The 22,427-nt window shown below is 65.1% G+C and carries 22 protein-coding genes; 13 read left to right on the top strand and 9 right to left on the bottom strand.

The features are described 5' to 3' along the window. Nucleotides 1-127: 127 nt before the first annotated feature. The 5 genes from J3E61_RS05965 to J3E61_RS05945 form a co-directional block, all read right to left on the bottom strand. Nucleotides 128-958 (bottom strand): MPT63 family protein, encoded by an 831-nt coding sequence (locus J3E61_RS05965; protein ID WP_210082935.1) that lies wholly within the window; start codon nucleotides 956-958, stop codon nucleotides 128-130. Between the two features lie 293 nt (nucleotides 959-1,251). After that, entirely contained in the window at nucleotides 1,252-3,012 is a 1,761-nt protein-coding gene (locus J3E61_RS05960) for a DUF4012 domain-containing protein (protein WP_210082934.1), read from the bottom strand. 266 nt (nucleotides 3,013-3,278) lie between these two features. Then, entirely contained in the window at nucleotides 3,279-3,677 is a 399-nt protein-coding gene (locus J3E61_RS05955; RefSeq protein ID WP_192724343.1) for a hypothetical protein, read from the bottom strand. Nucleotides 3,678-3,996: 319 nt separating this feature from the next. Further along, nucleotides 3,997-4,857 (bottom strand): MaoC family dehydratase N-terminal domain-containing protein, encoded by an 861-nt coding sequence (locus tag J3E61_RS05950; RefSeq protein WP_192724342.1) that lies wholly within the window; start codon nucleotides 4,855-4,857, stop codon nucleotides 3,997-3,999. Next, nucleotides 4,857-6,539, bottom strand: coding sequence for a 3-oxosteroid 1-dehydrogenase (locus J3E61_RS05945; RefSeq protein ID WP_192724341.1), 1,683 nt, complete (start codon nucleotides 6,537-6,539; stop codon nucleotides 4,857-4,859). Before J3E61_RS05945 ends, J3E61_RS05950 begins: the two co-directional genes overlap by 1 nt. A 73-nt stretch (nucleotides 6,540-6,612) precedes the next feature. Here J3E61_RS05945 and J3E61_RS05940 point away from each other — a divergent pair, with 73 nt between their 5' ends. The 8 genes from J3E61_RS05940 (at nucleotide 6,613) to J3E61_RS05905 (ending at nucleotide 14,167) form a co-directional block, all read left to right on the top strand. Next, nucleotides 6,613-7,398: a 2-keto-4-pentenoate hydratase gene (locus J3E61_RS05940; protein ID WP_210082933.1), complete on the top strand. Its 786-nt coding sequence runs from the start codon at nucleotides 6,613-6,615 to the stop codon at nucleotides 7,396-7,398. A 22-nt stretch (nucleotides 7,399-7,420) separates the two neighbouring features. Next, nucleotides 7,421-8,338, top strand: coding sequence for an acetaldehyde dehydrogenase (acetylating) (locus J3E61_RS05935; protein ID WP_192724339.1), 918 nt, complete (start codon nucleotides 7,421-7,423; stop codon nucleotides 8,336-8,338). Then, on the top strand, nucleotides 8,335-9,387 hold the full coding sequence (gene dmpG, locus J3E61_RS05930) for a 4-hydroxy-2-oxovalerate aldolase (protein ID WP_192724338.1): 1,053 nt from the start codon (nucleotides 8,335-8,337) through the stop codon (nucleotides 9,385-9,387). The genes J3E61_RS05935 and dmpG overlap by 4 nt, the downstream gene beginning before the upstream one ends. Nucleotides 9,388-9,445: 58 nt before the next feature. After that, nucleotides 9,446-9,835: a heme-binding protein gene (locus J3E61_RS05925; protein ID WP_210082932.1), complete on the top strand. Its 390-nt coding sequence runs from the start codon at nucleotides 9,446-9,448 to the stop codon at nucleotides 9,833-9,835. An 82-nt stretch (nucleotides 9,836-9,917) separates the two neighbouring features. Beyond that, nucleotides 9,918-10,307: a hemophore-related protein gene (locus J3E61_RS05920; protein WP_192724336.1), complete on the top strand. Its 390-nt coding sequence runs from the start codon at nucleotides 9,918-9,920 to the stop codon at nucleotides 10,305-10,307. A gap of 26 nt (nucleotides 10,308-10,333) precedes the next feature. Further along, on the top strand, nucleotides 10,334-11,320 hold the full coding sequence (locus J3E61_RS05915) for a permease (RefSeq protein ID WP_210082931.1): 987 nt from the start codon (nucleotides 10,334-10,336) through the stop codon (nucleotides 11,318-11,320). After that, entirely contained in the window at nucleotides 11,317-12,027 is a 711-nt protein-coding gene (locus J3E61_RS05910) for a TIGR03943 family protein (protein WP_210082930.1), read from the top strand. Before J3E61_RS05915 ends, J3E61_RS05910 begins: the two co-directional genes overlap by 4 nt. Before the next feature lie 52 nt (nucleotides 12,028-12,079). Then, nucleotides 12,080-14,167 (top strand): RecQ family ATP-dependent DNA helicase, encoded by a 2,088-nt coding sequence (locus J3E61_RS05905; RefSeq protein WP_210085451.1) that lies wholly within the window; start codon nucleotides 12,080-12,082, stop codon nucleotides 14,165-14,167. Here J3E61_RS05905 and J3E61_RS05900 read toward each other — a convergent pair. Further along, entirely contained in the window at nucleotides 14,164-15,084 is a 921-nt protein-coding gene (locus J3E61_RS05900; protein WP_210082929.1) for a helix-turn-helix domain-containing protein, read from the bottom strand. The two genes, J3E61_RS05905 and J3E61_RS05900, sit on opposite strands and share 4 nt — an antisense overlap. A 71-nt stretch (nucleotides 15,085-15,155) precedes the next feature. Here J3E61_RS05900 and J3E61_RS05895 point away from each other — a divergent pair, with 71 nt between their 5' ends. From J3E61_RS05895 to J3E61_RS05885, 3 genes are read left to right on the top strand one after another with little or no spacing between them, the layout of a single operon-like run. Then, nucleotides 15,156-16,283 (top strand): hypothetical protein, encoded by a 1,128-nt coding sequence (locus tag J3E61_RS05895; RefSeq protein ID WP_210082928.1) that lies wholly within the window; start codon nucleotides 15,156-15,158, stop codon nucleotides 16,281-16,283. Between the two features lie 3 nt (nucleotides 16,284-16,286). Further along, nucleotides 16,287-17,069 carry an SDR family oxidoreductase gene (locus J3E61_RS05890; protein ID WP_192724331.1) on the top strand — a complete coding sequence of 261 codons (783 nt, stop codon included), beginning with the start codon at nucleotides 16,287-16,289 and terminating at the stop codon, nucleotides 17,067-17,069. Further along, a complete protein-coding gene (locus J3E61_RS05885; protein ID WP_210082927.1) occupies nucleotides 17,066-18,211 on the top strand; it encodes a sulfotransferase in 1,146 nt (381 codons plus the stop codon). The genes J3E61_RS05890 and J3E61_RS05885 overlap by 4 nt, the downstream gene beginning before the upstream one ends. A gap of 153 nt (nucleotides 18,212-18,364) precedes the next feature. On the opposite strand, the gene J3E61_RS05880 is transcribed toward J3E61_RS05885, so the two are convergent. From J3E61_RS05880 to J3E61_RS05870, 3 genes are read right to left on the bottom strand one after another with little or no spacing between them, the layout of a single operon-like run. Continuing rightward, the gene (locus tag J3E61_RS05880; RefSeq protein ID WP_210085450.1) at nucleotides 18,365-18,976 is read right to left on the bottom strand and encodes a sensor domain-containing protein; all 612 of its coding nucleotides are present in this window, start codon (nucleotides 18,974-18,976) and stop codon (nucleotides 18,365-18,367) included. Between the two features lie 7 nt (nucleotides 18,977-18,983). Beyond that, nucleotides 18,984-19,457 carry a hypothetical protein gene (locus J3E61_RS05875; protein ID WP_210082926.1) on the bottom strand — a complete coding sequence of 158 codons (474 nt, stop codon included), beginning with the start codon at nucleotides 19,455-19,457 and terminating at the stop codon, nucleotides 18,984-18,986. Between the two features lies 1 nt (nucleotide 19,458). Beyond that, a complete protein-coding gene (locus J3E61_RS05870) occupies nucleotides 19,459-20,607 on the bottom strand; it encodes a Rieske 2Fe-2S domain-containing protein (RefSeq protein WP_192724327.1) in 1,149 nt (382 codons plus the stop codon). A 99-nt stretch (nucleotides 20,608-20,706) separates the two neighbouring features. On the opposite strand from J3E61_RS05870, the gene J3E61_RS05865 reads away from it, so the two are divergent. Both J3E61_RS05865 and J3E61_RS05860 read left to right on the top strand, forming a co-directional pair. Continuing rightward, on the top strand, nucleotides 20,707-21,234 hold the full coding sequence (locus J3E61_RS05865) for a gamma carbonic anhydrase family protein (protein WP_192724326.1): 528 nt from the start codon (nucleotides 20,707-20,709) through the stop codon (nucleotides 21,232-21,234). 22 nt (nucleotides 21,235-21,256) lie between these two features. Beyond that, nucleotides 21,257-22,243, top strand: a complete 987-nt coding sequence (locus J3E61_RS05860) for an MOSC domain-containing protein (protein ID WP_210082925.1) — start codon at nucleotides 21,257-21,259, stop codon at nucleotides 22,241-22,243. Nucleotides 22,244-22,427 lie beyond the last annotated feature (184 nt).

Below are 22,427 nucleotides of genomic sequence, written 5' to 3'. Positions count from 1 at the left end.
TTCGTGGCCGAGGCACCAAAACTGCACGACTACATCTACACGCACTTGCAGACGTGCCCGGCGCCGCGGCCACGATCGGCCGACGTTGCGCTGCACAAGGCGGCGGGTTAGCCAGAGCGGCCGTCGCTCAGGCGGCGGGTGCCGGGGGAACCGTGGTCACCGGCGTTGCCGGCGCCGCCGGAGGGGTAGCCGGAGCGCTCTGGCTGCCGGCGGGCAGCGGCGTGCCTTGAGATCCGGCTGGTAGCGGTGTGCCCTGCGCGCCGGCAGGAAGCGGCGTGCCCTGGCTCCCCGCCGGAAGAGGTGCTCCTGGACTGGCTTCCGCCGATGCGGGCAGCGGAGTTCCGGGCGCAGCGGTCGGGGTGGGCGTGGTTCCCGGAGCGGCGGCCGGTGCGGGAGTCGCCGGTGTAGCGGCCGGGGCAGGCGAGGTCTGGCTACGAGCAGGTGGCGACCATTGGGTGCCGGTCTGGCGCGGCGCAGGCGGCGCTTGTACCCACGCCAGCAGGTCTTGCCCGCCGGCGCTGTAAACGACGGCGTCGGGTGAATCACCGGTCACATCGAAATACACTTTGCCCGTTGTCTTTTCACCTTGACCGAGGGTGGCCGGGTTGACGCCCTGCGGGGTCGCGACGCCGAACAGAACCCGGTACGTCTGGCCGCTGCGGGCGCGGGCGTTCAGATTCGACACGATCGGCGTCGCCGCACCCTGGATGGCTTCGTCGGTGGCGGTCGCCTCCCACAGCGTGCCGGCGACGGGATAAGGGATCACATCTGAACTCGGTCGCAGATCGGTGATGGTCAAGCCCTGCACGACATTGCCGTCGACGAGCTTGCCCTGAGTGCCGATAGAGGTCGTCGTCACGTCCTCGGCCGCTGAGATCGGCGCTGCGACGATGCCGAGTGCGCTCGCGGCGGTGGCCGCTGCCGCGGTCAATACGGTGGCAGGCGTGGTGATCTTCACTGTGGTGTGCTCCTGAGTCGTCCGACCGGCCCGTAACGGGCTCGTGCACTTGTTTGCAAAGGAAGTTATCAGGTTGTGTCGGGGTTGTGGGCCGCGCACGGCTCACCCTCTGACGCAACGCAATTCGACGGTCGGCGGATATCGCGAAGTCAGCACACGGCGAAGCAACGTCGCCACATTTTGCTCAACAGGAGTCCTACGCAAAGTTGCTGAAGTCTTCAGCCCCCACCGTCGCTAGGTCGCGATTGCCTAGCCCCCGGCAGCAAGGACCGAGCGACCTGGCGCGGCCAGGTTCACTTGGTGCACTCGGGAACCGATACCTTCGGAGCGACTTCGTCCCGCAACGGTTGTATCGGTACGCGAACTTCACCGGGCGCCGTCGGCTCGCTGAGTTCCCACCTGATCACGACGGGCTGTTCGCGCTGCAGACCCACCTGTACTTCGAAGGTGGGATGACCGCGCTCCATGCCACCGAATACCGACGGCACCTTCAGGCCGTTGACGAAGGCCCCCGTCAGCTTCGCCCCCTTGGTAGCGAGAAGCGTGACGGACGTCGGGTTGGTTCCCGGCGGCAAATCAACCTGCCTGCCGGTGAAACCACCGTATCCGGCGACGTACTCGGGTAACGGCGTGTCGGGAACATGGTTGATCAGCCGCACGGTGACTGCGGTCTTGCGCGTGTCGGAATCGCAAGCGCTGCCGTTGTATTCGATCTCTCGCGACAGGTAGTAATCCAGCTTGTTTCCGCCGATGTTGTTGATGATCACCGAGGCATACGGCGCTGCATCGTCTGGCACGATATGCGCCAGCTGGGTCTTCTCGAGTAGCTTTTGTTGTTCCGGCGAGCTACTCCACACCGCGATCCGGCCCTCGCCGACTGCCTTACCGAGCGCATCGAGAAGTTGGCGCGGCGAGTCCAGGTGCCCCGTCATCTTCCGCACGACCGCGGCGGCGACGTCCTGCAGATACGCCTTGCGCGCGGCGTTGTCGTCAGCGAACCGGATGTAGGCCGTCGATTCGGTCAGCTCGACCACATTATCGGCGGTGATCGTTTCCCCGTCCGCCATGTTGACTGGACCGACGGCGGCCAGGATGTAGCTCAGTGCGATGGGGTCGATCGAGATGGCACCGTCCACACTCTCTCCGGATTGCTGCTGCCACATGGATTTCCAGATCTGGGCGGCATACGGAAAATGGGGACTCCAGTTGCTGTTCCGCCAATCGGTGGAGGGGTTGTTGTACCCGTATTGCTTGGCGAAGTCTGGACCGAGATCGAGCGGCGAGAACTCCTTGTTCAGATCGGCGTTCTGTCCTAGCGTATCCACCCTTGCGGTGCCGTCGGTGAAGCGCAAAATGCCGAATCCGCCCATCAGACCGCCGGTGCCACGAGCCTCAGCGTTCGTCTGGAACCCCATGAAGTACGCGCGGGGACCCTCGGCACCCATCATTGGCGCCGCGAGACGCCCCGCCAGGGCGGTGTTCGCGAGCAGTCCGGCGAGTTCTGACGTCTGCGTCTGAAGCGCGGACCGCGCGTCTCCGATGGCAGACAGGTACGCGGGTTCGGTGATCGCTTTGGCTTGGGCGTCCAGTTTGGTGGCAGCAGCCGACAGCTCGTCCAGTTTCGGCGCGTTGCTGCTGAGCAGCTGGACATCGACCCGGCCCTCCCCGCTGAGCAAGTGATCCGGTGAGAGGGCTTGTGCGACGTCGACCGACGGTTTCAGCACCTGCGAAGCCAGATCGGCTACGACGTCGGATATCTGCTGGCCGCTCTTGAACGGGCTACCGAGCCACGGCACCGCAGCGACGATGTTCCACGGCAGTGAATGGGTCGCGTCGTGTGCCTGCTGGGCATGCCCTTGCGCGGCGTCAGCCCATTTCGTTGCTTCACTGACGTTCGCATTCGAGATCGCATCTCTGGCCTGTTGGGCGTCACTGCGCGCCTGCTCGAGATATGACTTCGCATGTGTCGCCTGGAAACCGAGCCAGCCGGCAAACGCCACGGCTAGAAGCAACAGCAGCCCAGGTACTACCGCCCGCCGCACGCCTCGAGGCATCGACTGCCATCGAGACCCCCGCTCTACTGGAGCGACGCCGCGCTCTTCCTGCGGGCCGTCCTCCGCTGGCGAATCTTGATCTTTATCCCCCGTGTTTGCCACTCGGACAGTATCCCCCGCACATTGCCGTCAATACGCAAATCAGACAACATTCTTCGAGAATCAACAAAGTTGCCAGCTCGACGAATGCGTTACGTCAGCAATGCAAAATCGACCGCCCGACGAGTGTCGAGCGGTCGATTCTGCTTACTTACAGTCGGAGGTGGCTAGCAGCCCAGGCCGACACGGATGCTGAACCCGCCGTACGCGCCGAACTGGATGCTGGCGCCGCCGAGGCAGAGTTCCTTACCGTTCAGGCCGAGCACGGCCCACAGCGGATCAAGGATCCGTGAGACCGGCCCGAGAAGCGGGAAGGCGGGGCTGAACAAGGTGACCCCTGGCGGCTGCGACGCGGGCGTCGGACCGAAGAAGAAGAAGCTGAATTCGGGGATGCTCGCGGCACCCACACCGACACTCGATGCCACCCGGTCGATCACCTGCGTGATCGGCGCTGTGGGCGCCGAGATCTCGGGTGCTGCTTGCGCCGCTACCGGAACTAAGGTCGCCGCCGCCGCTACCGCAATCGCCGCTGTCCCGACTTTGAGCCTTGTAGCAATCGTATTCATGGATCCCCCTGCCTTTCCTCCGTGGAAGTCTCTGCTAGCGTCTCAGACTCGCATGCAGCCTGTCAACCACTAGATTCGATGAAATAAGGGCTTTGCCAGCAACCGTTGTCGGCCATTCGGACTATTTAATTCAACGGTAGCGTCAGCGAACTTCGACGCCTGATTCGACGATTGCGACAGCGAACTTAACCGGAAGTGATGCATGTCACAGCGCTGCGACGGCCCGACGAGGTACGACGCGCTTATTTTCCTGCCGGTTGCAAGTTTGCTGCAATTTGATCTTGCAACTAAACGCCCTGGTGGTGCTTGGGCGACGCATTCAGGCCGGAATCAACTCCACGCCGGCCAACGCCACCGCATCGTCCCTTTCAGGCGCGGTGACGACGGCCTGGAAGCCATCGCCGTCCTTCCAAATGCTGGCCTTCAGCGTTTCACCGGGGAACACGACGCCCGCGAACCGGGCGCCGTAGCTGCCGACCCGTGCGGTGTCGCCGTCGAGCAGATGGTCGACCATGGCTTTGCATGTCATGCCGTAGGTGCAGAGCCCGTGCAGGATGGGGCGGGGGAACCCGGCCGCCGCGGCGAAATCGGGATCCGAGTGCAGCGGGTTGCGGTCTCCGCACATCCGGTACAGCAGCGCCTGCTGCGGCGACACCGGGATTGAGAGTTCGAAATCTGGCGCCCGCTCTGGCGGTTGCGATGAAGTCGAGGGGCCGCGCTCACCGCCGAAGCCGCCTTCGCCGCGGGCGAAGATGGAGCGCTTCTGAGTCCACAGCACCGTGCCGTCGGGAGCCTTCACCGTGGTCTCCGACCAGATGACAGCGGCCTTGCCCTTGTCCCAGATGTCGGTGAAGCGTGTCACCGCGATACCGGTCCCCGCCGGCGGAATGGGGCCAGGTGCCGACACCGCCTCGCTGGCGTGCAGCACCTTGCTCAATTCGATGTCGATGCCGGGAAACTGCACTGTCGGTGGCTTCGTCATATGGAAGCTCTGCGCGACGTTGCCGAACGTGGGCAGCACCTGCGGGGTCTCGTCGGTGAGGTAGCGCAGCTCGCGCTTGTCCATCGGGTCGCTGCCAGCCCCGAGGCCGAGGTGGTAAAGCTGAATATCGCTACTGGTCCAAGAGAATTCAGCGGGTTCGAGCTCCGCGCCCAGTGCGACGTCCAGATTGATCGGCATTAGCTCTTCCCCGCCAGGTGTAGCGCTGCAAGATATCCGAAAGTCATAGCAGGGCCGATCGTCCCGCCCGGTCCCGGGTACGTGTGGCCCATCACCGGCGCGCTGACGTTGCCGGCCGCGTACAGCCCGTCGATCACCGAACCGTCGTCGCGCAGCGCGCGGGCGTACACATCGGTGCGGATGCCGCCCTTGGTACCGAGGTCGCCAGGCACCATCTTGGCCGCGTAGAACGGCGCATGGGTGATCTCGCCGAGGTTGGGGTTCGGCTTGTTCGTCGGGTCACCGTAGTACCGGTCGTAGGCGCTCTCGCCGCGGTGAAAATCCTCGTCTGTGCCCGACCGGGCGAACCCGTTGAACCGCTCGACCGTCACCTTCAAATCCTCACCGGGCAGGCCTGCCTTGGCCGCCAGCTCCTCGAGAGTGTCGGCCTTGACGATGACGCCGGACTCCAGCCACTTGTTCGGAATGCGCTGTCCCGGTTGAAGTCCCGCGAAAATGTAGCGGTCGCGGTACTGCTGGTCGAACACCAGCCAAGCGGGGATGTTTTCGCCGGGCCCTGGCCCCTGGCCATACTGTCCGCCGTACATGTGGTGGCACGCCTCGACGTAGGGCATCGACTCGTTCATGAATCGCTTGCCCGACATGTTCACGATGATCGAGCCAGGGGAGTTACGTTCGGACAATGCGAACCACGGCGCACCCACCAGTGGCACCGTCGGACCCCACCAAGCGTCTTCCATGACATCCAGCGCGGCGCCCAGTTTCTCGGCGGCCAGAATGCCGTCGCCCGTGTTCGCCTTGGCGCCGACAGTCCACTCGGTGGTGATCGGCGCGCGCTGGTACTTCACCCGCATCTGCTCGTTGTGCTCAAAACCGCCGGCACCGAGGATCACCCCGCGCCGGGCCCGGATAAGTTCGGGCTCAGCCGATTCCGGAGCGCCTGCGTCGCGGACGTAGATTCCCCGGACGACGCCGTCCTCGACGTAGAGGTCGGTGAGCGCGGTGTTCAATCGCACTGGGACGCCGGCCTTTTGCAGGCCGATCCGAAGAGGGGCGATCAAAGCACGTCCCATGCCGACGAGGTTCTTACCTGTCGCCTTCGCCCACATCGTGCGCCCGCCGACCTTGAGGCTGCGCAGCACGCCACGCGGATGACGCTTCAGCTGGTTGAGCCGGACGTAATCCTGTTGCATCACAACGACATTGAGCGGCACCTTGCCGTAAGGCGGTTCCAGGCCGGACTCGTCTGCTCCGAGCTTGCGCGCGTTGAACGGCTTCGGCTCGATCGACCGGCCCGCGGGGCGACCGCCGGGCGTCTCCGGGTAGTAGTCCGAGTAGCCGGGCACCCAGCACATCTTCAGCGGTGAGTGCTTCAGAACGAAGGACAGCATCTCGGGACCGCGCTCGAGGTAGGTGTCGATACGCTCCGGTTCGACCACGTCGCCGATGATCGTGTGCAGATATGTACGCGCTGCCTCGGGGGTGTCCGTGACGCCTGCGCGCTTGAGGACCTCGTTGTTCGGAATCCACACGCCACCGCCTGACCGCGCAGTGGAACCGCCATAGTGTGGCGCCTTCTCGACGACTACTGTGGATAGTCCCTGGTGGGCCGCGGTGAGGGCGGCGACCATGCCGGCCGCGCCACTGCCCACCACGACGACGTCGTACTCCTGACCCGTCATGTAGAACACGTTATAGAATTGCCCGGCCGACCCACAACTGCGCCGGTGGAAGAGACGAGGGGAATTCGCGGACATGCTCAGTGTCGAGGTGCGTGAACAGCTGGCGGCCGACCTGGCCGAGGCCGAGCGCAGCCGCGTCCCGATTTCGCCGTTGACCGACGGAAACCCCGACATCGACGTGGTCGACGCCTATGAGATTCAGCTGATCAACATCCGGCAGCGGGTCGCAGAGGGTGCCCGCGTAGTGGGACACAAGGTTGGCCTGTCGTCCGAGGCCATGCAGAAGATGATGAACGTGGACGAACCGGATTACGGGCACCTGCTCGACGAGATGGCTGTGTTTGAAGACCGGCCGGTGAAGTCGGCGAAGTATCTGTATCCGCGCGTCGAGGTCGAGGTCGGTTTCGTGCTCGCCGACGACTTACCCGGCGCGGGCTGCACCGAGGACGACGTGCTGGCTGCGACGGCGGCATTCGCGCCCTCGATCGAGTTGATCGACACCCGCATCACCGACTGGAAGATCAAGCTGTGCGACACCATCGCCGACAACGCGTCGTCGGCCGGGTGGGTGCTCGGAGAGGCGCGGGTGTCGCCGAAGGACATCGACATCCGCAGCATCGACGCGGTGCTCACCAACAACGGTGAGGTGGTCGCCAAAGGCCGCAGCGATGCGGTGCTGGGAAACCCGGTGACCGCGGTGGCGTGGTTGGCGCGCAAGGTCGAGAGTTTTGGCGTCCGACTGAAGGCCGGAGACATCGTGTTGCCCGGCTCGTGCACGCGTGCGATAGATGCACCGCCGGGCAGCAATTTCGTTGCGGACTTCGCCGGGTTAGGTTCTGTACGACTGAGTTTCGAGTAGCTCCAATAGCAAGGAATTGCATATGCCTTCCAAAGCCTCGGTGGCGATTGTCGGTTCGGGCAACATCAGCACCGACCTGCTGTACAAGTTGTTGCGCTCGGAGTGGCTCGAGCCGCGCTGGATGATCGGCATCGACCCGCAGTCCGAAGGGCTGGCCCGCGCGCGCAAGCTCGGGTTGGAGACGTCGCACGAAGGTGTGGACTGGCTGCTCGCTCAAAGCGACAAGCCGGATCTGGTGTTCGAGGCGACAAGCGCCTACGTGCACCGTGACGCGGCGCCGAAGTACGCCGAGGCCGGCATCCGCGCTGTCGACCTGACCCCTGCCGCCGTCGGGCCTGGCGTGATTCCGCCGGCGAACCTGCGCGAGCATTTGGACGCGCCGAACGTCAACATGGTGACCTGCGGTGGGCAGGCCACCATCCCGATCGTCTACGCGGTCAGTCGTGTCGTCGACGTGCCCTACGGCGAGATCGTCGCGTCGGTGTCGTCGGCGTCGGCCGGACCGGGAACGCGGGCCAACATCGACGAGTTCACCAAGACCACCAGTGCGGGCGTGCAGAACATCGGTGGCGCCAAGCGCGGCAAGGCGATCATCATCCTGAACCCGGCCGAGCCGCCAATGATCATGCGCGACACCATCTTCTGCGCCATCCCCGAAGACGCCGACCACGACGCGATCACCCAGTCGATCAAAGATGTCGTCGCCGAGGTGCAGACCTATGTGCCCGGATATCGGCTGCTGAACGAGCCGCAGTTCGACGAGCCGTCGGTAGTCAACGGCGGCAACCATCTGGTCACGACGTTCATCGAGGTCGAGGGCGCAGGAGACTACTTGCCACCGTACGCGGGAAACCTGGACATCATGACCGCGGCGGCCACGAAGGTCGGCGAGGAAATCGCAAAGGAATCACTCTCTTTGGCGGGAGGTGCACAGGCATGAGCACCGACATCTTCTTCAACCCGGTGTGGGACATCCGCATCACCGATACGTCGCTTCGCGACGGCTCACACCACAAGCGACACCAGTTCACGAAAGACGAAGTGCACGCGATTGTTTCGGCGCTCGACGAAGCAGGTGTGCCGGTCATCGAGGTCACCCACGGCGACGGGCTCGGGGGGTCGAGCTTCAACTACGGCTTCTCGAAAACCCCTGAGCAGGAACTGATCAAGCTGGCCGCCGAGACAGCCAAAGAAGCCAAGATCGCGTTCCTGATGTTGCCCGGGGTCGGCACCAAGGAGGACATCAAAGAAGCGCAGAACAACGGCGGCTCGATCTGCCGCATCGCCACCCACTGTACCGAGGCCGATGTTTCCATTCAGCACTTCGGCTTGGCCCGCGAGCTCGGCCTGGAGACGGTGGGGTTCCTGATGATGAGCCACACGATCCCGCCGGAAAAGCTTGCCGCCCAGGCCCGGATCATGGCCGACGCCGGCTGCCAGTGCGTCTATGTCGTCGACTCGGCCGGGGCGCTGGTGCTCGAAGGCGTGCGTGATCGCGTCGCTGCCCTGGTTGCCGAACTGGGGCCCGATGTACAGGTCGGTTTTCACGGCCACGAGAACCTCGGCCTTGGTGTGGCCAACAGCGTTGAGGCCGTGCGGGCGGGCGCCAAGCAGATCGACGGCTCCTGCCGCCGGTTCGGTGCCGGAGCGGGCAACGCGCCGGTCGAAGCTTTGATCGGTGTGTTCGACAAGATCGGCGTGAAGACCGGCATCGACTTCTTCGACATCGCGGATGCCGCCGAAGAGGTCGTCGCACCCGCGATGCCCCAGGAGTGCCTGCTCGACCGCAACGCCCTGATCATGGGCTACTCCGGCGTGTACTCGAGCTTCCTCAAGCACGCCATCCGTCAGTCCGAGCGTTACGGTGTGCCCGCCCATCAACTGCTGCACCGGGCGGGTCAGCGCAAGCTGATCGGCGGTCAGGAAGACCAGCTCATCGACATCGCACTCGAGATCAAGCGGGAACAGGACGCGGCCGCCGCGAAGTAACGGTTCGCTGCGGCCGGCGACAAGCAGAGTGGAATTCGTCGACCCTAGGAGCTCGCCCGTGAAACTTCGCAACGTTGCGTTTGCCGCTTTCGGCGCCCTGGCCTGCGCGGCCCTGACTGTGCCGGTAGCCGGCGCCGACCCTGACCCCGCTCCTGCGCCCGCCCCTCCCAGCGACTGCAACGCCAGCACGCTGGCCAAAACGGTCAGTTCGGTCACCGCGTCGCTATCGGACTACTTCGCGGCCCATCCCGACGCGAACCAGGCGCTGATCGATATCACCAGGCAACCGGCATTTGTCGCGGTCGGGCAGTTCGACGGCTACTTCAACGATCACCCCCAGGAAGCCGATGACCTGCGTGCCATTCAGCAGCCCTTGGCCGACTACAAGAACCGCTGTGGCATGGAGGTGTCGCCGACCGACGCGCTGACGGTCCTCGCCGAGGTTTGACCTGCGGCTTGTTTAGCGTTCCCGGGTAACCGGTTAGGCCTTTGGTTGCGACTTTTCGTCGCAGACCACAAGGAGTGATTCGATGTATATGTCCGCAACGACCGTGCGACGCGGCCTGTACGGCATGTTCGCCGGCGGCGTGTTGGCCCTGGGTTCGGCGGCCATCGTGATGCCGGTCGCCAACGCCACGCCTGACGGTTGTACCCAAAGTGGGATCGCAACCACCGCAAGCTCGGTCTCAGCGAGCACCGCGGCCTACCTGGCTGCCCATCCGCAGACCAACCAGGAGCTGACTGATATCGCGAAGCAGCCCTCCGACCAGGCCGAGGCGGCCTACCAGGCGTACTTCGCGAGCAATCCGCAGATCGCCAACGAGTTGCAAGCGATCAACCAGCCCGCCGACGACCTGTTGGCCCAGTGCGGCGTGACTGTGACGCCGACACCGATCTCGGAGATTCTGCAGACGCTGTAAACAGCTGAGACGGGCAAGATGGGCCGGTGATCGTCGCCGCCTCCATTCAGCGCCGCAGGCGCATCGGGTCGATGGAAGTCTTGCTCGCCTCGCTCATCGCGCTGGCCTTAGCGGCCGGCGCGATGAGTGCTTTTGTGGCCGGTCATGCCGACGTGAGCGTGGCCGCCACGGTGTTCTGCGGCGTGTTCGTTCAGGCCTTGCCGTTCCTGGTGCTCGGTGTGGTGATCAGCGGGCTGATCGCCGCGTTCGTCTCGGCCGATCGGCTGGCGCGCTGGCTGCCCCGTCGGCCGGCGGCGGCCGTTGCGGTCGCCGGAGTGGGCGGCGCGGCGCTGCCGGGCTGCGAATGCGGCTCGGTGCCGGTGGCTCGACGACTGTTCGGTGACGGGGTGTCCGGAGCGGCCGCGCTGACATTCATGTTGTCGGCGCCCGCCATCAATCCCGTTGTGCTGGTGGCCACCGCGGTTGCCTTTCCCGGCCAGCCTGCGATGGTGCTCGCTCGCTGCGCCGCGTCGTTGCTCACCGCGGTCGCGATGGGATTGCTCTGGCAACGGTTTGGCCGCGCCGAATGGGTGACCCGGCGGCTGCCGACGCCGCACGCCACCGAGGCGTCTCGCTGGGCGGTGTTCACCGAGGCGGCGCGCCACGATTTCCTACAGGGAGCCTCCTATCTAGTGCTCGGAGCGGCCGCCGCGGCATTGTTGCGAGTTGCCTTGCCGCCCTGGGTATTTCAGCACCTCGCCGGCCATCTGGTCCTCGGGGTTCTGACCATGGCGGTGTTGGCCGTCGTGTTGGCATTGTGTTCGGAGGCCGATGCCTTCGTCGCCGCCAGCCTGACAATGCTGCCGTTGCTGCCTCGGCTGGTCTTTCTCGTCGTCGGCCCTGCCATCGACGTCAAGCTGTCGGCGATGCAGGCGGGAATGTTCGGGCGTCCCTTCGCAATTCGCTTCGGTCCCGCGACATTCGTCGTCGCCACTGTGGTCGCGACCAGCGTCGGCCTGGTGGTTCTCCGATGAGCCGGGGTACGCAGAACACTCTGGTCCTGCTCGTCGGTCTGAGTGCCCTGCTGATGGCGATCAAGGGCACCTACTTGCACTTCGTGAAGCCGTCGCTGTTGCCGTGGTTGATCGCCGCAGGGGTCGTCTTGGTTGTGCTCGCGGTGGCATCGATCGTTCGCGACCTCCGCGACGCCCCGGACGGCTCCGACGCCGACGAGCACGGGCATCGGCCGTGGCTCGTGTGGCTGTTGTTGGTGCCGATCGCGCTGACGACATTCGTGGTACCGCCCCCGCTGGGCGCACAGGGGGCCGCTCCCGAGGCCGTCGCGGCGACTGCACCGCCGAAGCGGGCGTTCCCGCCGCTGCCTGCCGGACGGGCGCCAGCGGTGTCGATTCCCGACGCGGTCATGCGGGCGGCCGCCGATTCCACCAACAGCCTGGACCGCAGGCTCATCACCCTGGCTGGATTCACGGTCAAGTATCCCGATGGCACCGATCTGGGTCGCGTCGTCATCGTCTGCTGCGCCGCCGATGCGCAACTGGCCCGAATCCATCTGTCCGGCGCCGCGGCGGCCGAGGCGGCCGGTTACCCCGAAGACACCTGGTTGCAGGTGGAGGGCACCGTGGTCCCGGGAACGTCGACGGCATCGACCAATTTCGTCCCGACATTCTCGGTGTCACGCGTCACGCGCATCGACAAACCCGCGAACACGTACGCCTACTAACCCTGTCGGAGCGGCAAGGCACGATGGTCTGATGACCGCCACCAGCTCGCCGATGATCACCCGAGACCGGGCCCAGGCGATCCTCGAACAGCTCGCTGGATCCGCGGCCAACCTGCGTGACGACCAGTGGACGGCGATCGAAGCCCTTGTGGTGCAGCGACGGCAGGCGCTGGTGGTGCAACGGACCGGCTGGGGTAAGTCTGCGGTGTATTTCATCGCCGCCAAGCTGCTGCGCGAGAGCGGCCGCGGGGCGACGGTGATCGTGTCCCCACTGCTGGCGCTGATGCGTAACCAGGTCGCGGCCGCCGAGCGCGCAGGCGTCCGTGCGGCCACGATCAATTCGGGCAACGTCACAGAATGGGATGCCATCCATTCCAGGGTCGCCGACGGTGAACTCGACGTGCTGCTGGTGAGCCCGGAACGGCTGAACAATCCCGACTTCCGCGACAATGTGTTGCCGTCGCTGGCGGCCGATGCGGGGCTGGTGGTGGTCGACGAGGCGCACTGCGTGTCCGACTGGGGCCATGACTTCCGGCCGGATTACCGGCGCATCCGCACACTGATCGCCGAGTTGGGAACGGACATACCGGTTTTGGCCACTACAGCCACCGCCAACGATCGGGTGGTCGACGACGTTGCCGCTCAACTCGGGGTCGGTGGCAGAGACACCCTGGTGCTCCGGGGCGGCCTGGACCGTGAGTCGTTGCGGCTTTCCGTGGTGAAGCTGACCACCCCTGCGCAACGAGCGGCTTGGATTGCCGCGCAATTGGATTCGATCGACGGCAGCGGCATCATCTATACCCTCACGGTCGCCAATGCCCATGACATCGCCACCTTGTTGAGGGACTGCGGCCACAAGGTCGCCGCGTATACCGGCGCGACCGACCCCGCCGAACGCGAGCAACTCGAAGCCGACCTACTCGACAACCGCGTCAAGGCGCTGGTTGCCACCTCGGCGCTCGGCATGGGATTCGACAAACCCGACCTCGGTTTCGTCATCCACCTCGGGGCCCCCTCCTCGCCCATCGCGTACTACCAGCAGGTCGGCCGTGCCGGCCGGGCCACCGCCAGCGCAGAGGTCATCCTGCTGCCCGGTCACGAGGACCAGGACATCTGGCGTTACTTCGCTTCGGTGGCGTTTCCGTCAGAACCCATGGTGCGCAGCGTGATCGACGCGCTCGAACCCGATCGCCCGCAGTCGACGCCGGCCCTGGAACCCCTCGTCGACCTTGGTCGGTCACGCCTGGAGATGGTGCTCAAGGTGCTCGATGTGGACGGTGCGGTGCGGCGGGTGAAGGGCGGCTGGGTCAGTACCGGCCAACCATGGACGTACGACGGACCGCGGTACCGCAAGCTCGACGAAGCCCGACGCCGCGAACAGCAGGCGATGCTGGACTATCAGGACACGTCGGGGTGCCGAATGGCTTTCCTGCGTGGACAATTGGACGATCCGGAGTTGACCGAAGGCGCCCGGTGCGGACGTTGTGACAACTGCGGGGGCCCACGCTACAGCGCTGAGGTGGATTCGACCGCGACTGATGCCGCCCGCGACCAACTCCGCCGACCGGGGGTCGAACTGACGCCCCGCAAGCAATGGCCGTCGGGCATGAACAAGCTGGGCGTCGAACTGAGCGGCCGGATCGACGACGGGCCGGCGGTTGGCCGAACGATCGGGCGGCTGACCGATCTCGGCTGGGGTGCACGGCTGAAGCGGTTGCTTGATGAACCGGACGGTCCCGTTCCCGACGAGGTGATTCGGGCCGCGGTCGCGGTGCTGGCCGCGTGGCCGTGGGAGACCCGGCCGAGCGCTGTCATGGGTCTGGATTCGGTTGCCCATCCCATGTTGATCGGCTCCGTCGTGGATGGGCTTTCCCGACTCGGCCGGCTGATCAACCTGGGCACCCTGCAATACGCCCCCGGCCGTCGACCTGTGACGGCGGCCAACTCCGCCTACCGCGTTGCCGCGCTGAACAATTCGTGGTGCGAGCCCGACCCGTCGATCATCGATGGGCTGGACGGCCCGGTGTTGTTGGTCGACGATGTCGCCGATACCGGATGGACCCTGACCATGGCCGCCAGGGTGCTGCGTCGTGCCGGGGCGCAGGAAGTACTGCCTTTCGCATTGGCCAGTGTCAGCTAGCGCCCGGGTTTCACTCCACCCAGTTGTTTGGTGACGGCGTCGGCCGTCGCCACAACCGCTCGGGCCCGGTCAGCGATCTCGTTGTCGGTCAACGCCTTTCCGATGTGCATGGACGCGACCATGACCTGGCGTTGGTAGTGGTCGTAGACAGGTGCGGAGATGACGCTGACGTCGTGACGGGTACGACCGCCCGCGCTCTCTTCGCGCAGGTACACCCGCTCACCGATGTCGGACACCAATTCGCCGAGCAGCGCGCGTAATTCGTCGGGCAGATTGCTCGACATACCCGCCATCAACGAATACAGCCGACGGCCGCCCGGCGTCAGGCGCTCGACCAGGTAGCCGTCGGCGCGGCAGGCGGCGATCACCCGGTTGAGCCGTTCGGTGTTGGTGCGCAGCGGGATTGTCGGCTCCTTGGCCAGCCAGTTGCGCTCGGCCTCGTCGTCCCACAGCACGAACATCAACCCGACGGGCGGGGCGAACGGGTAACTCTGGCCGACCTCTACGCCGGGGTGGGCGCCTGCGGGGGCCACCAAGTCCAGCAGCGTGATCCGATCGTCGATCACCCCCGAGAGGGCCGCCGTGACCTCGAAGCGCGCCGACAGCCTGCGCAACTCGTCGCGGGCCGCGGGGCTGACCCGCATCGACTCCTGCGCCTTGTGCCCAAGCGTGATCAGCGAAGGCCCCAGCCGGTAGGTCTTGTCGGCGGCATCACGGACCAGGTAGCCGGCGTCGGTCAGCGACGTGACGATGCCGAGGCAGGTGGGCTTGCTCAGCCCCACCCGCCGCGCCAGGTCGGACAGGCCGAAGCGGCTTTCCGGTCGGCCTGCGAGATAGTCCAGGATGCGGACCACGCGCTCGGTAGGCGGCGAGGCGCGGCCTGCGGACTCGGGGGTGGACACGCGAGCAGCGTACATCGTCGGTCCATATATGGAACAGAGCGGTCGATATGTTGACTATCAGTAGAACGCGTTCTAGTTTCAAGGGCGTGTACTCGCAGCCATTCATAGACGCGATCGCCGAGGCCGAGAAACTGGTCGCGGCGGCCCCGCACGTCGAATCCGAAGCCGATCTACTGGAGGGCCTGCAGTATTTGGCGGGCTGCATCGCGGCCTGTACGCATGTCGCGTTCGACTACGAGCGCGACCATCCGTTCCTGCACAGCGGCACCGGGCCGTTCACGAAGATGGGCCTGGACAATCCCGACACGATGTACTTCGGGACCCGTGTGCTGCCAGGGCACGACTACGTCGTGACCGGCAAGCGCGGCACCACCACCGACGTGAGCTTCCAACTACTCGGCGGTGAATACACCGACGAGGTGGTGCCGGACAGTGAGACCGCGTTCGACGATCGCAAGCTCGACATCGCGGCCGACGGCAGCTTCGAATGGCGGTTCCGCCCGGAGACCCCTTCGCAGTTGGTGATCAGGGAGGTCTACAACGACTGGTCGGCGCAGCGCGGGTCCTTCGCCATCAAACGACTGGACACGGCCGGCACAGCGCCGCCGCCGCTGACCCGCGAGCTCATCGAAAAGCGTTACGCGACAGCAGGTAAGCAGTTGGTGCAGCGGGTCAAGACCTGGCTGCAGTTTCCGCAGTGGTTCTATACGAACATTGGAGTGAATACCCTGGTGGCGCCGCGGCTCACCCCGGGCGGCCTGGCCACGCAGTACTCGTCCGTCGGGCAATTCGACCTGACACCGGATCAGGCGCTGGTGATCACCCTGCCGGTGAGCGACGCGCCGTATCTGGGCTTCCAGTTGGGCAGCCTGTGGTACATCTCGCTGGACTACATCAACCACCAGACGTCGCTGAACGGCACTCAGGCGCAAGCTGATCCGGACGGCAAGATCCGGATCGTGGTCGGCGACCGCAACCCGGGCGTCACGAACTGGGTGGAAACCCTGGGCCACGCCAAGGGCTATCTACAGTTCCGGTGGCAGCGGGTATCGCGTGAGCTCACCGAGGCGGATGGGCCGACCGCGGAGTTGGTCGACTTCGACAAGGTCGCCGCCGCGTTGCCGTACTACGAGCAGAACAAGATCTCCGAGGAAGACTGGCGCGCGCGAATTGCCCAGCGCCAGGAGCAAATTGGACACAGGATGGTGGGGTAGCAGATGGCCGGCTTGCTGGACAACAAGGTTGTCGTCATCAGTGGTGTGGGCCCCGCCCTCGGCACTACGCTCGCGCGGCGCTGCGCCGAGGCGGGCGCGGACCTGGTGTTGGCGGCGCGGACAGTCGAGCGCCTCGACGATGTGGCCAAGCAGATCACCGATCTGGGCAGGCGCGCGGTGTCGGTCGGCACCGACATCACCGATGAGGCGCAGGTGAACAACCTCGTCGAAGAGACGCTCAAGGCGTACGGCAAGGTCGACGTGCTGATCAACAACGCCTTCAAGGTGCCGTCCATGAAGCCGTTCGCGAACACCACCTTCGACCACATCCGCGACACCATGGAACTCACCGTGCTCGGCGCACTGCGGCTGATCCAGGGCTTCACCCCCGCACTGACCGAGGCCAAGGGCTCCATCGTCAACGTGAACTCGATGGTGGTCCGCCACTCCGATCCGAAGCAGGGCGCCTACAAGATGGCCAAATCGGCATTGCTTGCCATGTCGCAGTCGCTGGCCAGCGAGCTTGGCCCCCAGGGCGTTCGGGTGAATTCGGTGCTGCCCGGCTATATCTGGGGCGGCACCCTGCAGGGTTACTTCGAGCATCAGGCCGGCAAGTACGGCACCACCGTCGATGAGATCTACAAGGCGGCCGCGGTCAACAGTGACCTGAAGCGACTGCCCACCGAAGACGAGGTCGCGTCGGCCATCTTGTTCATGGCCAGCGACCTGTCGAGCGGCATCACCGGGCAGACCTTGGACGTCAACTGCGGGGAGTTCAAGGCGTGACACCACGTACCGATGTCGGGACCGTCGAGGATTTGCACGCCTCGGCGACGAAGGCGTGCGGGCTCGACGATTTCGGCGCCGACGACGACAACTATCGCGAAGCGCTGGCGATCTTGCTCGAGTCGTACGCGCGCGAGGCAAATCTCACCGAACTGGGCAGCAAGATGTCGCGGTTCTTCCTGCGCAACGCGCTCGTGGCGCGGCTGTTGAGTGAGGCGGCGTGGAAGCAGTACCCGCAGCATGCCGACGTGACGATCGAACGGCCGATTTTCGTCACCGGCCTGACCCGTACCGGCACCACCGCCCTGCACCGATTGCTATGCGCCGATCCGAGGCATCAGGGCCTGGAACTGTGGCTCGCCGAGTTCCCCCAGCCGCGGCCACCGCGCGAAACGTGGTCCGACAACCCGGTTTTCGTCGACCTTGACGCCCGGTTCAAGCAGGCGCACGATGAGAACCCGGATTACACAGGTCTGCACTATATGACCGCCGACGAGGTGGAGGAGTGCTGGCAGCTGCTGCGCCAGTCGCTGCATTCGGTGTCGTACGAGACGATGGCGCACATCCCGACATATGCGCACTGGCTGGCGAAGCAGGACTGGACCAAGCCGTATCAGCGGCACCGCAAGAATCTGCAACTCATCGGGCTCAACGACACCGAAAAGCGATGGGTGTTGAAGAACCCCAGCCACCTCTTCGCGCTTGACGCGTTGTTCGCGACGTATCCCGACGCGCTCGTCATTCAGTGCCACCGCCCGCCCGCGACCATCATGGCGTCGACGTGTTCCCTCGCTCAGCACACGACAGAAGGCTGGTCGAATACCTTTGTCGGCGCCACCCTCGGCCAGGACACCTTGGACACCTGGTCGCGCGGGCTGGAGCGGTTCAACGCCGAACGCGTAAAACATGATTCGGCCCAGTTCTACGACATGGACTACTTCGACTTCATCGCCGATCCGGTGCGCGAGGTCGAGAAGATCTACCGGCACTTCGGCATCGACTTCACCGAGGAGGCCCGCGCCGCCGTGGAGCATACCCATGCCGAGAGTAAGAAGGGCCCGCGCGCGCCGAAGCACACCTACGCGCTGGCCGACTACGGCCTGACCGACGAAGAGGTGGAGGAACGGTTCAAGGGGCTGTGACAGTCACGCCGACCCCCGCGGTCCACATGGTGGCGACGGGGGCGTGACGTGGCGCCGGCCGGTGCGCGCCTTCCAGATTGCAGTTATTGCGAAAGACTTCGAGACGCCGGCGCAGTAAGTGCAATCTCGCGGCCGCCACTCGACTAGGTGTGGTCAGGCAGTCGTATTGGCCAGCGTCTCAATCCGTTTCAGCGCGTCTCGAGCCAGCGACAGCACGTCGTAGCCATTGACCGTGGCGCACGTGGAAATACGGACCGCAGCGTTGTGCGCGGCGGTGAACGCGTTGTCGCACGCCCAGTCGGGAGCCGCAAACGAGTAGAGCACGATGTCGGGAGAGCCGGAATCCACTTGCGGCAGTAGCCGGAAATGGTATTCGCGGCCCCGCATGTCGGTGACGGTGAACGGAACGGATCGGCAGGAGTCGATGGTGCGCTTGGTTTCCGCGAGTGCATGCTCGGCATCGAAATCGGCGGGATAGACGCCTGCGGCCTCGTCGATGACGACATTGCGGCCGTCCTCGGTCACCCAGTGCCCGCCGTCGGTGGCCGCTGGATCGAGATCGAAGATCAGCGGTGGATCCACCTCGAGCGCCATGCCGCTGCATTGTTTCGGCTCAACGGTGATGAACAGGTTGCCGTCCCTGTCTTGGACCTTGTCGCTCAACAGGTCGCCGACCTGAAGTGCGGTGATGGGGGCTACCGGTTGCTGTGGTCGAGGTCGTGGCTTTTCGGCGCCACGCGTACAGCCCGCGAGAACGAGGAGCAGCGCAGCGCTAGCCGTCGCCCGGCGAAGGCGCGCTGGAGATTTCCTCCAGGCACCCTTCGGCGACCGCGTGTTTGATGCTGTCGGCGAGCTTCGGACACGCCTTGGCGCGCGCGGAATCACCGCCGGACTGCCGGATCTCACTGAAGTACGCACAACGCTGGGAAGCCTCCGTGTTCCACTGCACGGAAGTATGCCCCGGCCCGAGCTTCTTCACCTGCACTGCGACATGACAGAACCGGCAGTCGACAGACACCAACCCCGACGTCAGGTACCGCTCGCGGTCACGCAGGCTTGCCTCCCGGACCGCGGCGGCGCGGGCGGGGTCAGATGCGAAGTCCGGTGCCCCGGAAAAACTTCGAGCACGAACTTCCGGATCGCCGCCATGCTCGTCGTGGTCGTCGTGGTCGTCGTGTGCGCCATAGAGCCTCAGCATCGACCGGGCGAGCTGGTCGACGTCTGGGGCTTGATCGCGCGGCGTCATCTCAGGAGCCGGTCTTTTCCTTCTCGGCAGCCTGCTGCTTCAGGTTCTCCTCGACCTCGACATTCCACTTCTCGTTGGCCGCAGTGGTGTCGATCTCGATCTCGAAGCGGTCGGTCATGTCGGGCGTCACGTCGGCGGCGTTCACATAGAACTGCTGATACCAGCGGCGCATCTGATAGACCGCGCCGTCCTCCTCGACCAGCAGCGGATTGTCGATGCGGGTCTTGTGCTTCCAGATCTCGACGTCCTGCACGAAGCCCTTGCTCACCCCTTCGGTGAACACCGTGGCCAGCTTCTCGGTCGTCTGCTCGTCGAGCCCCTTGGGCTTTTCGACGATCACGCCCCACTGCAGCATGAACGAGTTCTGGGTGACCGGGTAGTGGCAGTTGATCAGGATCGACTCGGCCTTGAAGCCGCCGTAGCTGTTGTGCAGCCAGTTGATCATGAACGACGGGCCGAAGTAGGACGCCTCCGAATCCAGATGTGCCTCACCGTAAGTGGTGCCCATGTCGTTGATATCGGGACGCCCGACGTTGTGCAGGTACTGCGATGCGATGTGACCTTCGAACACGTTCTTGAAATAGGTCGGCAGACCGAAATGGATGTAGAAGAAGTGCGCCATGTCGGTGACGTTGTCGATGATGTCACGGCAGTTCGACCCCTCGATCAGGATCGAGTTCCACTTCCAGTCGGTCCACTCGTCGCTGGCGGCCTCGGGAATCTCGGGGATTCGAACTTCTGGTTGCGGTGGGTTGCCTTCGTGGTCGTGCCAGACGAAGAGCAGGCCACCGCGGACGTCGGTGGTCCACGACCGGGTGCGGGCCAGTCGCGGCGTGCGCTTGGCGTAGGGCACCAGCTTGCATTTGCCGTCGCCGCCCCAGCGCCAGTCGTGGAAGGGGCAGGCGACCTCGTCGCCCTTGATCGTGCCCTGAGCGAGGTTGCCGCCCATGTGCCTGCAGTAGCCGTCAAGCACCTTGACGTCGCCATTGGAGTCGGCGAAGACCACCAGCATGGTGCCGAAAATCTCGATGCCGTGTGGCTTGCCGTCCAGGTAGGTCTGCACCGGGCCAAGGCAGTGCCAGCCTCGCGCGTACCTGTCCGGCAGCGCTCCGGCGTCGATCTCGCGAATGGCTGCGGTTTCGGTGGTCACCTGGGGCCTCCCAATCTGTGCTCTCTAACTAGAACACGTTACAGTTTTTGCCCCCCGGGGCGCAATCTAAACGGGTTTTACCTGCGGTATATCTAGACGATGCCGTTGTACTCATTTGAGGGTCGTTCACCGACGATCGATGCAGGCGCATTCATCGCCCCCACCGCCACGCTCGTCGGCGACGTCCACGTCGAGGCGGGAGCGTCGGTGTGGTTCAACGCGGTCATCCGCGCAGACTTCGCCCCGATCATCGTCCGCGAGGGGGCCAACGTGCAGGACAACTGCGTGCTGCACGCCCCGCCCGGCATCCCCGTCGACGTCGGACCGGGTGCGACGGTCGCGCACGGTTGTGTGGTGCACGGGGTGCACATCGGCTCCCAGGCCGTGCTCGCCAACCACTGCACGGTGCTCGACGGTGCCGTCATCGGCGCCCGCAGCCTCATCGCCGCCCATTCACTGGTGGTCGGCGGCACCAAGATCCCCGACGAGGTGCTGGTGACCGGCTCGCCCGCGAAAGTGCGGGGTCCGATCGCGGGCACGGGGGCGGAGATGTGGGTGAACACCAACCCCGGTGCCTATCAGGATCTGGCCCGCCGCTACCTGACCGGAATGCAGCCCGTTACGTAGCGGTGCGCCGTACCGTGGCGCTATGAGCATCGGCCAGGTCGCCGAAGTATGGCGGTACCCCGTCAAGTCGCTGGGCGGCACGCAGATTGATCAGGCCGACGTGAGCACCAGGGGGGTGCTTGGCGACCGCTTGTGGGCGGTCCGCGACGTCGGGAAGGACGTCACCGCGTCGGCGAGGCAGCTGCCGGTGCTGCTGACCGTAACCGCTCGTTACCCCGCCGCGGTTCCGCCCGACGCAGGCCCCGGCAACGTTCCCGAGGTGGAGATCACGTTCCCCGACGGGACTGTGATGTCCAGTAGCGACGGCGAGGTGCATGCCAAGCTCTCCGAACTGACTGGGCGTGAAGTCGAGCTGACCGCACTGCCGCCTGCCGAGGACACCAGCTTGCACAAGCTGAGTCGAACAGAGCGCGCCGAAACCATGTCGGCCGGATGGCTGCGCGCCGCGTTCGGTCTCTCGGACGACGAGAAGTTGCCCGATCTGTCGATGGTCCGGGTGTCAGACATGGTCAACTTCACCCGCTACTCGACTCCGCCCGGCATGTTCGTCGACCTTGCTCCGATTCATGTGCTGACCAAGACCAGCCTGGCAACCATCGGCGCGGAGGTCGGCAGCGATCTCGATGTGCGCCGCTTCCGCCCCAATGTGCTACTGGCGCTGGACAATCCATCAGAAGAGTTACCGGAGTCGCACTGGACCGGGTCCCGCCTCACGGTCGGCGACGTCGACCTCAACGTTGCGATGCCGACGATTCGCTGCGTGATGCCCAGCCGCGCGCAGCCAGGTATCGAGGTCGACCGCCGCATCACCAAGGCCGTGGCGACTCGAGCGGACCGGTGCCTGGGCGTCTACTGCTGGGTCCACAGCGGCGGCAGCGTCCGCGTCGGGGACGACGTTGCGCTCCAACCCGTTTCAGCGGGCCGCAAAGCTGTCCTCAACGCCGCGCGACGTACCAAGCGGGTCACTTTCGGGTTGGTCAACGAGGCGATGGACCGTCTGTCGCGTTGACTCTGGCATCCCAGCAGCAGCCGGCAGGTGCGCAGCAGTAGCTCACGCTCGTCGTCGGCACAATCCATTGCGCGAGTGGTCGAAACGACGTCCATGCACCGCTTACGCACGCGCTCGGCGTTCATCCCGAACTCGACGAAGCACTCGCTGTCGGGTGGTCCGCCGTAGGGCGCCCAGCTGAGCA

Source organism: Mycobacterium sp. OAE908 (assembly GCF_017872775.1).
Lineage (GTDB): Bacteria > Actinomycetota > Actinomycetes > Mycobacteriales > Mycobacteriaceae > Mycobacterium.
The sequence above is the reverse complement of the archived record's forward strand: the minus strand, read 5'-3'. Positions and strand labels throughout refer to the sequence as shown.